The sequence below is a fragment of the Paenibacillus sp. FSL R7-0048 genome (assembly GCF_038004505.1).
In the GTDB taxonomy this organism is placed as follows: Bacteria; Bacillota; Bacilli; order Paenibacillales; family Paenibacillaceae; genus Paenibacillus_AQ; species Paenibacillus_AQ odorifer.
In genome coordinates, this window is sequence record NZ_JBBORF010000001.1 from 686,611 (window position 1) to 699,355 (window position 12,745).

A 12,745-nucleotide genomic window follows, 5' to 3' on the forward strand; every position below is an offset into this window, starting at 1 on the left:
TTGGAACATTGAAGTCAACAGGGGATTTAGAACGTAAATTAATACTGATAGGGGTGCTGCTAGCTACCTTTTTGGCTGCGATTGAAGGAACGGTAACAGGACCAGCGGGTCCAGCTATCGTAGGTGAATTTCAGGGAATGCAGTGGCTTAGCTGGATATTCACTTCTTATTTGCTGGCAATGGCTATTACTACTCCTATTTTCGGCAAAATCAGTGACCTCTTTGGACGCAAGCCGGTGTTCATGTGGGGGGCAGCTGTTTTTTTATTAGGCTCATTATTATGCGGTATTTCGCAAAGTATGGAGCAGCTGATCCTGTTCCGGGCAATACAGGGGATTGGCGCGGGTGCGCTCATTCCAATGACCTTTACCATTATCGGGGATATTTACAGTATTGAAGAGAGAGCGAAGACACAAGGATTACTTAGCTCTGTATGGGGGATTTCCTCTTTGGTAGGCCCTCTTCTTGGAGGATATGTTGTAGATTACCTAAGCTGGCGCTGGGTATTTGTCTTTAATCTGCCATTTGGTTTACTAGCAATGGTATTTATTGCCCGTTATTTGAAGGAAGAAAAGGTACGCCGGAAAGCACAAATTGATGTGGCAGGGGTGCTGCTGTTCGCTGCTGGTATGGGCGCATTACTCTTCGGTCTCTCCACAGGAGGACAGAATCTGGAGTGGACATCCCCACTGCTAATTGCAACTCTAAGTGTGGCTGTTATCCTGCTAGTCTTATTTTTCTTTGTGGAGCGTCGTGCTCCTGAACCTATGTTGCCGCTGGGTCTATTCTCGAACCGCAATATCGCAGTATCTACAGGCGCTAACCTGCTGGTAAGCACATTAATTATTGGGCTTTCTACGTATGTGCCATTATGGGTGCAGGGTGTATCCGGAAAAAGCGCCGCCATCTCAGGTTTGCTACTGGCGCCGATGTCGGTAGGCTGGATGTTTGGTTCGATCGCCGGAGGGCGGATGATTCTAAAAGCGGGTTCGCGTCGAACCGCAATGCTTGGATTGATTATGATCGCTACCGGGGCTATTGGTCTGGCTTTCTTAACAGGGGAGTCTTCACAGCTGCTGCTCTTATGCTTGATGCTGGTCTGTGGAGTTGGCTTTGGGTATTCTTCTACAGTCTTTACGATTATCGCGCAGTCCTCTGTTGCGTATGAGCAACGGGGAGCATCTACAGCGCTTAATGCGTTCACGCGTTCTTTAGGACAGACTGTTGGGGTGGCTATTTTTGGTTCCTGGCTGAACTTGAATATTGATAAGCTGTTAAGAAAACAACCGGATTCGAACATCTCAGGAGATGATATTAATAAGCTGCTTGGATCACATGCAGGAACCAACCTGTCTGGGGAAGTATCAAACAGTCTGCGTGATGCCCTTGAAGGTGGTCTTCATTCATTATTTATCGTAATGGCAGTTTTCGCTGTTTTGTCGCTGATAATTTCCTGGGGTTTGCGCAAGGGTGTGCCTTCAGTAGAGGATGCTTCATCGTCCTTGAAAAAGGCATAACTTAAAGGATAGCGTGTTAAAGTGGTTGAACCATACGAATTAACTCCCTGGAGTGGCGTACGGAGTGACGCATGGAATGACCGACGGTGTGGCATATGGAATGACGCATGGAGTGACGCATGGAATCACGCACGGAATGACGCATGGACTAACGGAGAGTATCACATGAAATGACGCATGGACTAACGGACGGAGTAGCACATGGAATGACGTATGGAGTGACACATGGAATAACGGACGGAGTGGCGTACGGAATGACACACGAGATTGACTTGAACTTTAGAGTAGAGCGTCGATGGAAGCAGTCGTTAGACATATTTAGTTGTATTTAGTACAACTATAATCCTGCCGTTAACTCTTCAATGGATATAGCTGTATTTAGTACATCTATTTTCTTGATTTACTCGCCTAGGGGTACTTTTTCTGGTTTTTAATTGTACAGAATACACTTAAAGTTAGAATAATCCGATTTGCATACGAAATAGCTGTATAGAATGCAGTTATTCCTTTAGCTACTGTTCAGGTTCCCATCAAGATTGGGCGCTGAAAATATAGCGGGTTATATCAAAAGTGAATTTTACTGAGGGTGGTAGTTACGGTTAGCTAGAAGGGACGTCCAATCGGAAGTGTGCTCGCCAAGTCCAATCGGAAGCGTGCACGCCAAGTCCAGTCGGAAGTGTGCTCGCTAGTCCTGCCGAATAAGGATGACTATGATCCGAGGTTTGCCAAAAGCGGACCTCAAGGTCCGTCTTCGGCATCGACTTACTGCCCTAACTGATCAGTTCCCAACTAATGTTCGGCTAACGGAGGCTGTAAAAAGGCACTCAAATTTTGCTCAGAGGGGTCATAAGGACTTATATCATCTGCTCAAGTAAACTGCCGCAGAACAAAGAAAACCAATAGGCGATTCTCAAATAAATCGGAGAATCGCCTATTGGTTTTCTTTTTACCATTAACAGAAATCAATAACAGCTTGTCTAAAACACATAAATAAGCGACTCTTACTTACGAGGAAGAGGGGATAGCTTCTCAGCTTGTAGACCCATCTTTTTGAGCAGAACAATCATTTGTTCCTTCTCATCATCATTTAGACCGCTGAAAGCAAGATGCAGGCGTTCTGAATATTTCGGATACATCTCATTCATGAGACGTTCACCTTCCGTAGTCAGCTCCGCAAAAATCACACGGCGGTCGCTCGGACAAGGCTTACGCTGCAAATAGCCGCGTTCCTCAAGCTTATCGATTACGTAAGTAACGTTGCCGCTTTGCAGCAGCAGCTTGGCGCCAATTTGTTGAATGGGTTGTGGTCCCTTATAATACAACACTTCCATAACGGCAAAGGCAGTCGGATTAAAACCTTCAATTTTGCTGCCGGTAACAGCATGTTCATTAATGCTCTTAAAAGACTTGGCAAATACCCGGTACAAATGTAGTGTTAATTGCGTATCACGTTCGTAAGATTGTATCATGCTTCTCCACCCTCTATCGTTAATCATGTGTGAACTCATCGCACAGTTTGCAATCAATAGTCATTAGTGCACGGGTTACCTGTGCAACGAACCTTGAGATAACCTTAGAATACGTGAAAGAGCGAATGAAGAACATGTGATTTGTCACAATGAGCACACTTTTAATTATTAAAAATCAAACAATTTTTTGAATGCGATAAAAACGAAGGTTTTTTTGATTTCAGTCTTTGAAAGGATAAGAATTTCAGTCTTAGGTTCAAGCGCTATTTACGCCTCCAGACGGATGATTGATGTTCTCCAATATTTTACTATTACTTCATCGAGAAATAGTAACGGGGAGTGAAGTAAGATGGAGGAACAACTGGCTCATGATTCAAAAGAAGGAAAGCTAACGGCGAATAAGCCCTTTATGCTGCTTATTGCCGCACAGCTTGTATCGAATGTGGGAGACTGGTTGCATATCCTAGCGCTACTGACAATGGTAGGTTTTAAATGGAATGCGACACCGTGGGAAATTACGGCTATATCTTTATGTATGGCTGTGCCGTTGCTCTTAGGAGGACCGTTCGCTGGTTATTTAAGTGATCGTTTTAACCGCAAGGCGCTGATGATTGGTTCGGATCTAGCTCGTGCCGGAATCGTTGTTTGTTTGGTATTTGCAGGTTCTCTCTGGCAGGTATATGTCCTGCTAGTAGCTAAAGGGATCATGGAGGTACTCTTTTCACCAGCCAAAAGCGGAAAGCTCAAGGAGCTTGTCCCTGCGGCCCAGATGGATAAAGCCATGGCGCTTAGCTCATCTATCGAACAAATAACCAAAATTGTAGGTCCTGCTCTAGGTGGACTGCTGGTTGCCGCATTTGGTATTGCCGCTTGTTATGTGATTGACTCGGCTACCTTCATTTTATCGGCGGTCATCTTAATAGGACTGCCGCGTGCGTCTGCACTGAAGAAAGATGCAGCAGAGGATAACACAGGGGAGAATGGTGCTCGGAAGTCTTTTCGCCAAGAAATGTCGGCGGGTCTGCAGGTGATCGTGGGAATGCCAGTAGTACTTTGCGGGATTGCTATGCTGGTACTAGTGCTGCTAATGCTGCAAATTGGTGATTCGCAGATTGTAACGTTATTCCGGGAAATTCCGGGTGTGAACGGTGATCTGCTGGGTTGGTGTGTGGCAGCCAGTGGTCTTGGCACCTTACTGTCAGCCTTGCTTGTAAGCCGTATAGGCAGTGGTAAACATACGCTCGTCTTCATGGGATTGGGAGCTGTAATTATGGGGGTTGTTTTCTCAAGTGCAGGAATTGTAACTGCCCACGGTCAGGCTGGATTATGGATGAACATCGCTTTATTTGGTTCTTTTATGTTTGCTGGTGTGGGAGCAGGCCTTGCGTTCATTCCCTTCAATTCTATGCTGCAACAGCGGACCCCTGCGGAATACACGGGCCGTGTATTTGGAACTATAGGCAGTCTAACAAGTGCGGCTGTTATCTTGGGACCTGTGGCCGGTGGGGCTTTAGTTACAGCGTCAGGACCTGTCCCGGCTTTCATTCTCTCTGGTTTGCTTACAGCCCTGCTCGGAGTGTTACTGTTAATGCTGCGTGGTAAAGTCGAGCGTAGAGATGAAGCGGCAATTAAACGTGAAGAAGAAATTTCAGCAACAAATAACCTAGAGCTTCTCGGACAGACCTCTCTTTAATGGGAGGTTTCTTTTTTAAATAGGAGAGTAGTTCTCTGAGCTGTGAAAAAATCAGTTTGCTTCCTTGGAGAAAGTATATATAGTACGATTAGAGAAGCTATCTTTCTGGATTGGAATTTCGATAATAATATTCATTAGAAATATTTAGGAGTTGGCGAATATGGAGAATGTAGAAATAACAGGGGATACCGAGAGCGACGAAGAGATTGTACTCGATGTTGAGATCGATGAAGCAGGCTATGAAGCAGGTGCCCCGTGCATATTCGATATTTCATTTCAGGTGCGGCGTGGACAGCTGCTCGGACTGATCGGACCAAACGGTGCGGGAAAAAGTACTACAATCAAAACACTGCTCGGTTTGCTTAAGAATACCAAAGCTAAGGTCTCCTTTAATGGAGTTAATAAATCTTATGCTTATGTACCGGAGCAACCGGTGTTTTATGAGGACCTGACCTTATGGGAGCACTTAGATTTGGCTGCTGCTGCTTATGGACTAAAATATGAGCAGTTTCAAGAAACGGCGGAGAGGTTACTGAAGCAGTTCGGCATGAACCATGTCCGTGATGATCTTCCAGCTGGCTTCTCTAAGGGTATGAAACAGAAAATGATGCTGATGCTTGGCTTTTTGGTACAGCCGGATGTTTATATTGTGGACGAGCCTTTTATCGGCTTGGATCCTCGGGCCACTAAAGATTTCCTGCGACTGCTGGAAGCGGAGCGGCAGCGCGGAGCTGGTGTATTAATGTCTACGCATGTATTGGATACTGCTGAGAAAATTTGCGATGATTTTGTGCTGATCTCGGGTGGCAGGGTTGCCGCTGCAGGAACGCTCGAAGATATACGTGATTATGCTGGGCTGCCGGAGGCGTCGTTGTTTGATTGCTTCGACGAACTGACATGAGTAAGCAGAAGCAGCGAGGGTTTGCTTTTCCTACCTCCAAAAAGCTATTCTGGCGGCGATTATTTTCTCATTGGCGTGAGCAATCTGCTATTATCCGTACGGCTGCCGATTGGACTGTGCTGTTATATATACTGATTCCCGGGGGATTTCTGGGAGGACGGTTATATTACGGGTTCTGGAACGAGGCATTGCCAGCTTGGAGTGCAGATTTGCCGTTTATGCTGATTCCTTCATTATTTGTGCTCCTGCTCTGTAGAGGGGGACTGGTGCTATTATTGCAGGAAGGCGATCTATTATTTCTAAGACAACGGCAGCGATGGATAAATACGATCATGTTCCGCGGGTTGTTGTACAGCCTGATCGTAACATCGTTGAAGTTCTGTGCAGCTTTTGTGCTGTTATTACCTTTTCTGGTTCGGGGATATGGAATGCTGTCATCGGAGGTATGGGCGCTGTTCGCTCTGACTTTGGCATGTAGCTGGTGCGTTAAATTACTTGGGCATATTGTAAAAGTACAAAAGCAAGGCTGGCGGCGCTGGCTGTGGCTGATTCTGGCCATCTCCGTTCCTTGTGGGATTTATTTCCGTGCAGCTACGTTTTGGAACAACAGTCCAGTTTTTATGCTGCTGATGGCAGCGCTCTTTGCAGTCGTAGCGGTAATCGCTCTTCAGCGGCGTATAGTGATGCGTGGGACATTCATGAACGATGTGCGTGAAGATTATAAGCAGCGGATGAAAATAGCGGCCCTATTACTCCGCGGTGTACTGGATAAGCCACGTCCGACCCGCCATAAGCCGTGGATTTTCCGGAAATCACAGCCTTTGCTAAAATCAAAAACTGCCGAGAGCCGTTTCTCTGCGGCAGCGATTAAGGCCCTTGTACGGAATCCTGCCCATTTAAAGCTCTACTTATCGTTTACTGCTGTGTCCCTTCTAGCGATATTTATCATTCCATCAGGGTTCAAATGGCTGGGATTTATAGTTTTAGTTTCTCTCATGACCAATTGGCTGTTGTCGTTCTGGTCGTTATTCGTGGGAGATGATTACATCGGAATTCTGCCGTTTTCAAAGGAACAAAAAGCCGAAGCGGGGCTGCGTGCGGTCCCTATCTTACTGCTTCCTTTTTCAATCATTTGTTCTGCGCTGATCTGTATTTCCTTATATGGATGGTTTGGGATTATCCTGTTCATCCCGCTAGGTTATATCGTTGCACTGTTTAGCTCTAGAATATTTGGAACATTTCGCTTAGCGAAATAAAGATATAAATAGAACGGAAGAGTGCCCCATAAGTGATATGCTCCCCATACAGTAGACAGGTGAAATAATAAAAACCTGTCGCTGTATGGGGAGCATTTTTATGGAACAAAAGAAGTTTACAGCACTGGAAAAGTTAACGATTCTCCAAGAAATTGAACGGGGCGACATTGGTTTGAAAACTGCGGCCCGGAAGTATGGAATATCCAAAAACTCATTAGTGAAGTGGCGGCAACGTTATCAATTGTATGGATACGAAGGGCTGGAAGTCCGAAGCTACAATCGTACATATTCTGCAGAACTTAAACTCCATGCCGTTAAGGACTATCTCGAGGGAGGATTGTCGCAAAACCAAATCATCTGCAAGTATAAAATTGCAAGTTCAACCCAACTCGCCAACTGGATTAGGAAGTATAATGGTCATAGCAACAGCTTAACAGCTCATTCAGGAGGAACTAAAGCTATGACCAAAGGACGCGTAACCACTTGGCAGGAACGGATAAATATCGTGCTGTACTGCCTTTCGAACAGAGAAGACTATGCGAAGACGGCAAGCCATTTTCACGTGTCTTACCAACAAGTATATAGCTGGGTAAAGAAGTACGAAGCTGGTGGTGAAGAGGCGTTACGAGACGGTAGAGGACGCACTAAAGCGCCTGAAGAACTTACGGAAGCAGATCGCCACAAACTCGCGATGCAAAAGCTGGAATACGAGAATGCACGCCTGCGTGCGGAGAATGCTTTTCTAAAAAAGTTAGAGGAACTCGAAAGGAGGAGACGTTAAGGACCATTCGCCAGGTGAACATCTACTTGGCCATTCAGGCCGTTCAGCAGGAACAGACATGCTCCATTCGGCTTTTGTGTGACATCGCAGGGATTTCACGGTCAAGTTATTACAAATGGTTGAATCGCAAACCCAGTTATCGAGAGGCTGACAACGAGAAACTGACAGAGGCTATGCTCCTCTTGTATGAGAAGGTGGAACGAACCTTTGGGTATCGTCAATTGACCCTGCATTTGCGCAGACAAATGGATAAATCTATTAACGCAAAGCGAGTGTACCGGCTGATGAGATGCCAAGGCATCCAGTCAGTCATCCGCAGAAAGAGAAAGAAGTATGTAGGCTCCACACCTCAGCAGGTTGCAGAGAATGTGCTGAACCGTAATTTTAAGGCTGAAGCTCCAAACCAAAAATGGGTAACGGATGTAACGGAATTCAAATACGGCAACGGCAAGAAGGCGTATTTAAGTGCAATAAAAGATCTGTATGACAAGTCGATTGTTGCTTACGTTCTGGGTCATTCCAATAATAATTCGCTAGTTTTTAACACACTGGAATTAGCTTTGAAGGCAGCACCGGGGAGCCGAACCTTACTCCATAGCGACCGTGGTTTTCAGTATACCTCTCTGCATTTTAAAAAGATGCTGGACGATGCAGAACTGAAGCAAAGCATGTCCCGAGTAGGCTGCTGCATTGACAATTCGCCGATGGAATCCTTCTGGGGAACATTGAAATGTGAGAAGTACTACTTACATTCCTACCAGACCTTTGAAGAACTCCAAACAGATATTGATACCTACATTCATTTTTACAATAACGAACGGTTACAGGCAAAACTAAACGGCCTCAGTCCCATTGAATTTAGGACTAAGGCCGCTTAAACTACTTTTATTTTTTGTGCTGTCTACTTGACGGGGTGCAGTTCATAAGCCGTGAAAAGGCTGCTGGAGCACTCTTCTTTTGTTGTCTTGATCGCACGTACGTACGAGGTACCTAGCTAGCCTATGGGACACAGCTGCCCCTAAACATACTATTTTTCCACTTTTGGGATGCTAACGGACTCCATAGTTGCTATTGCCATGAAAAACACCATATATGAGCCTCGTTATAATGAATAGCGTCGTTGGAGTCCGAAACACTGCCCATAAGGTGATAAATTCGCCAATAACGTCATCTGGGTCCGAAGCCGCAGTAGCTGATTAGGACAGACGCTCCACATAGCAGCTGAGGAACCCAAAACAGAGGAGCGATTCTCCAATTAATGAGAGAATCGCGCAGACCGCCATTTTCAAAGTAGTAAGCTGCTTGGAGGATATTCACGTTGCATTAGAGATTATCCCAGTCGAATGTCAGCAGCGTGCTTGCCTGCTGTATATCCTGTTGAGAAGGCCGCTGTTATATTGTAGCCTCCTGTATAGCCATGGATATCGAGTACCTCGCCGCAGAAGAATAACCCCGGCATAAGCTTCGATTCCATTCTTTTGGGATCGATCTCCTTCAGGTTTACCCCGCCCCCGGTAACAAAGGCCTCGGATAGGGAACGGGTGCCATGCACATAAACCGGCATGCGTTTTAAAATCCCAGCCAACAGAAGCAATCCATTCTTGGAGACGTGATGACCGGTTGTATCCCCATCTAAGTCAGCTTTAGTCAGCAAGAGGGGGATGAGACGCTCTGGCAACAGCCCTTTTAGCGAATTGCGGATTGCTTTCTTTGTCTCCTGATCCAGCTTATCCTGCAACATAGATTCTACTTCCTGTGCGTTCAGATCAGGGAAGAGATCGATGGACATCTCCACCGTATCTGTGCCGGATTTACGTTGGACCTGTCTCAGAAATTGGCTGCACCGCAGTGCAATGGGTCCTGATAATCCAAAATGGGTGAATATCATATCTCCTCGATGAGAGATGACCTTCTTTCCTTTAGGATTCCACACAGTGAGGGCTACATCACGTAGCGACAGGCCTTGCAGCTCGCCGGACTTAATCCATTCTTCCCGTGAAAGAATCGGCACCTCTGTCGGAAACAGCTCGGTGATCGTGTGCCCTGCGGCTTCTGCCCAAGGGTAGCCATCTCCAGTGGAGCCGGTCTGTGGTACAGACTTGCCTCCGGTGGCGATGATAACAGCTGTGCAGGCGATCGTCTTGCCCGAGCTCAGCTGGACTCCCTTAACAGCCCCTTCGTTATAGATTATTCTTGAGACGGGACTGTCGGTCATAATCTGCACGCCTAGACTCCGTACTTTGCTAATTAAGGCAGATACGACACTAGAGGCCTTATCGGAAACGGGAAACATCCGCCCGTTATCTTCTTCTTTTAATGCAATGCCTAAACCTTCAAAAAAGGCGATGATATCCTGGTTATTAAAATGGTCGAAGGCACTATACAAAAAACGCCCGTTTCCTGGAATATGGGCGATTAGCTCGTCTCTTTCCTTGACGTTGGTAACATTGCAGCGTCCGCCACCGGATATTCCGAGCTTTCGGCCTAGTTTTGCTCCCTTGTCGATTAGCAGAACGGATGCCCCGTGTTCTGCAGCGGCCACGCTTGCCATTAGACCCGAAGGGCCGCCCCCAATGACGATCACATCGTAATTGCTCATGAAATTTTACTCCTTTACATGTTAAGACACGGAAGCGATTTCCGCGGGTATTCCTAACGGAATCATACCATTCTGATTCACATGTAACCAGTCTTGTCCAATCATTAGGTGATTATCGTTGTCAGGAGAGTAATCCTGTGCTTTAATCTAAGCATGTAGGGTAATTTGTCCATTTTGGGGTGTGATTGTAATTATTGGTGCGGTTAAGGATATCTTATTGCAAATATCGGCAGCATGCTCCTTTCTTTTTCTTTTTCAATGGTGGGTGGACCGTAGATTTGTGACTCGGAAAAAGGGGAAGCTCCCAAATGATCAGACCTTTTTAATTTTGGCGTGTACGTTTAGTCTTATCCTGTGCTCTCTTCTTTCGACAACTCTGTTTGGTGTAGCCTATTTGAATTTAGGATTAATCCCTGCGTATATTGGTATTTTATATGGAACTACCCGTTCGGGCATTTTGCTGTCCATTTTCTTGCTTATCTGCAATGTAATCATTGCGGAGCCTACAGGAATCAGTAACGTGATATTGAATTCAGGGGTTTTATTATATCCGCTACTGTTTGGACTGGCCAAACCTTTTAAGAAAGGTACAGTAGTTGAGAAGATCGGTATGTTATGGATGATTCTTTGTCCAAGCATGCTATTTATTGCGTTAGTCCCGATTATAGGCGGGGAAAATATATATGAATCAAATTCCGTACAAGCATTTCTAATTACGGTGTATCTGTTTTTTACCATCGCGCTAGGTGGTGTTTTTGTATATTTTGTTGAGATGGTTAGAAGTAGATTGCGGGATAAAGTACAAATGGAGAGTATCAGTGAAAGTTTCCAGTGGGAGTCCGAGAAGCTGCAGCAGATTACCAATGTAGTCCCTCTGAGTATTATGTCTCTGGATGAACACGGAGTTGTAACTGATCTTAATGATTGTATGTTAGGAATGATGAGGACTCATTATCCCAATTTGCGAAAAGAGGATATTATTGACGAACCGGTAAAAAAGTTTTTTCACAGCTCAGTGGATACACAGGCCTATATGCGGGTAAGTGATAATATCCGCTCTAAACGGCGTTCCAGTGAAAAAATGATTCATGAGTCGCGTATCTATCAGATTTATTCAGCGCCGTTAATGCATAAGAGCTCAGGGGTAACAAGTGGTGCTGTAATTATTGTGCAGGATATGACCAATGAGGAAAAACTACGTGTAGAGCTGGATCATGTGGAACGTTTGAGCTTGGTCGGGCAGATGGCTGCTGGAATTACCCATGAGATTCGTAATCCTATGGCGGTAGTTCGGGGTTTTTTGCAGCTGATGAGAGAAAAGAGTGCTCAAGAATTGGATTCTTATTATCAGATTGTGATGGAAGAGCTGGACCGCGCTAATAGTATTATTAATGATTTTTTATCCTTGGCACAGAGCCGGGTTTCTGATAAAGAGAAGGTGCTGCTGCACCATATTATAGAAGAAGTTAGTCCATTGCTGTGGGCTGATGCTAATCTTCGCGGTCAAAGTGTTGAACTGAAGCTGAGCCCATCACTGCATGAATTGGAGCTAAATGTCCGGGAAATCAAGCAGCTTATTCTCAATTTAGGACGTAATGGTATGGAGGCTATGGGACCCAAGGGGGTGCTGACGCTGGAGACTCGCAGTACTCATGATAAAGTGGAGTTGATTGTCACCGATAGCGGTGTTGGTATGTCAGAAAGTCAACGCGAGAAGCTGTTTTTACCCTTTTTTACGACGAAAATTCAGGGAACAGGTCTAGGCTTATCCTTGTGTCTTAGTATTGTGGAGCGGCATAACGGTAAAATAAATGTAGAGTCTGTAGAAGGAGAGGGCACGGTATTTACGATCTCCTTCCCATTGAATAAGGAGGAACCCAGCGGGGTTCGCTCTTAGATTGAATCACCCTCTACAGCATCTCTTGCTTTCACAGAGTATGAATGTATAATAAAGTTAGTAAGTACTGCTGTAATATTATCTGACAAACAGTTGAAATGTGAAGGAGAGTGCAGAGAAATGTCCATGTCTTTTAATCAATATATGAGAGATTCAATTCAGCCTATGCGTGATGACCTGACAAGTATCGGGTTTCAGGAGCTTATGACTCCAGAAGAGGTGGAAGCTACTCTTCCAACCGCAAAAGGAACATCGCTTGTAGTCGTAAATTCGGTCTGTGGTTGTGCTGCTGGACAATGTCGACCAGGTGTAGCTCAGGCTTTGCAAAATGAAATCACTCCGGATCACTTGTTCACAGTGTTTGCAGGTCAAGAGAAAGAAGCTACTGCTAAAGCACGTGAATATTTTGCTCCTTATCCGCCATCCTCACCTTCCATCGCACTGATGAAGGATGGAGAACTCGTTCACTTTATTGAACGTCATGGCGTAGAAGATCGTTCGGCTGCTGAAATTGCTGCTGAATTGAAAGAAGTCTTCAATCGTTTGTGCCAGTAAAAACAGTTATTCCATATAATCTCGCATCAGCCGGCAAATCGGCTGCATGCGGGATTTTTCAAAATATAAGAGCAATA

Annotated in this window: 9 protein-coding genes; 7 read left to right on the forward strand and 2 right to left on the reverse strand. The window is 45.4% G+C overall.

From position 1 onward, the window contains the following. The first annotated feature begins 8 nt into the window (after nucleotides 1–8). Nucleotides 9–1,517, forward strand: coding sequence for an MDR family MFS transporter (locus NSQ91_RS03010; RefSeq protein WP_076305618.1), 1,509 nt, complete (start codon nucleotides 9–11; stop codon nucleotides 1,515–1,517). Nucleotides 1,518–2,518: 1,001 nt separating this feature from the next. Here the strand turns inward: NSQ91_RS03010 and NSQ91_RS03015 are convergent. Then, nucleotides 2,519–2,986 carry a MarR family winged helix-turn-helix transcriptional regulator gene (locus NSQ91_RS03015; RefSeq protein ID WP_036676802.1) on the reverse strand — a complete coding sequence of 156 codons (468 nt, stop codon included), beginning with the start codon at nucleotides 2,984–2,986 and terminating at the stop codon, nucleotides 2,519–2,521. A gap of 349 nt (nucleotides 2,987–3,335) precedes the next feature. On the opposite strand from NSQ91_RS03015, the gene NSQ91_RS03020 reads away from it, so the two are divergent. From NSQ91_RS03020 to NSQ91_RS03035, 4 genes are all read left to right on the forward strand, one after another. Further along, entirely contained in the window at nucleotides 3,336–4,679 is a 1,344-nt protein-coding gene (locus tag NSQ91_RS03020; RefSeq protein WP_076305619.1) for an MFS transporter, read from the forward strand. A gap of 160 nt (nucleotides 4,680–4,839) precedes the next feature. Then, entirely contained in the window at nucleotides 4,840–5,580 is a 741-nt protein-coding gene (locus tag NSQ91_RS03025; protein WP_036676805.1) for an ABC transporter ATP-binding protein, read from the forward strand. Continuing rightward, complete coding sequence (locus NSQ91_RS03030; protein WP_143763958.1) at nucleotides 5,559–6,836, forward strand: ABC transporter permease; 1,278 nt, start codon at nucleotides 5,559–5,561, stop codon at nucleotides 6,834–6,836. The genes NSQ91_RS03025 and NSQ91_RS03030 overlap by 22 nt, the downstream gene beginning before the upstream one ends. Nucleotides 6,837–6,936: 100 nt before the next feature. Beyond that, nucleotides 6,937–8,495 (forward strand): IS3 family transposase gene (locus tag NSQ91_RS03035; RefSeq protein ID WP_340916352.1). Its coding sequence is split into 2 segments (ribosomal slippage): nucleotides 6,937–7,570 and nucleotides 7,570–8,495, totalling 1,560 coding nucleotides; the frame shifts between segments, so codons are not numbered across the junction. A 452-nt stretch (nucleotides 8,496–8,947) separates the two neighbouring features. Here NSQ91_RS03035 and NSQ91_RS03040 read toward each other — a convergent pair. Then, nucleotides 8,948–10,216: a BaiN/RdsA family NAD(P)/FAD-dependent oxidoreductase gene (locus NSQ91_RS03040; protein ID WP_076305669.1), complete on the reverse strand. Its 1,269-nt coding sequence runs from the start codon at nucleotides 10,214–10,216 to the stop codon at nucleotides 8,948–8,950. A 394-nt stretch (nucleotides 10,217–10,610) separates the two neighbouring features. Between NSQ91_RS03040 and NSQ91_RS03045 the strand changes: the two genes are divergently transcribed. Together NSQ91_RS03045 and NSQ91_RS03050 are read left to right on the forward strand one after the other, a co-directional pair. After that, nucleotides 10,611–12,113 carry an ATP-binding protein gene (locus NSQ91_RS03045; RefSeq protein WP_081392005.1) on the forward strand — a complete coding sequence of 501 codons (1,503 nt, stop codon included), beginning with the start codon at nucleotides 10,611–10,613 and terminating at the stop codon, nucleotides 12,111–12,113. A gap of 120 nt (nucleotides 12,114–12,233) precedes the next feature. Continuing rightward, nucleotides 12,234–12,668: a BrxA/BrxB family bacilliredoxin gene (locus NSQ91_RS03050; RefSeq protein WP_036676813.1), complete on the forward strand. Its 435-nt coding sequence runs from the start codon at nucleotides 12,234–12,236 to the stop codon at nucleotides 12,666–12,668. Nucleotides 12,669–12,745 lie beyond the last annotated feature (77 nt).

Bases quoted from the DNA above. Each gene is read 5' to 3' on its own strand.
- NSQ91_RS03015 (WP_036676802.1), bottom strand. From the start codon at position 2,986: ATGATACAATCTTACGAACGTGATACGCAATTAACACTACATTTGTAC.
- NSQ91_RS03020 (WP_076305619.1), top strand. From the start codon at position 3,336: ATGGAGGAACAACTGGCTCATGATTCAAAAGAAGGAAAGCTAACGGCG.
- NSQ91_RS03025 (WP_036676805.1), top strand. From the start codon at position 4,840: ATGGAGAATGTAGAAATAACAGGGGATACCGAGAGCGACGAAGAGATT.
- NSQ91_RS03040 (WP_076305669.1), bottom strand. From the start codon at position 10,216: ATGAGCAATTACGATGTGATCGTCATTGGGGGCGGCCCTTCGGGTCTA.
- NSQ91_RS03050 (WP_036676813.1), top strand. From the start codon at position 12,234: ATGTCCATGTCTTTTAATCAATATATGAGAGATTCAATTCAGCCTATG.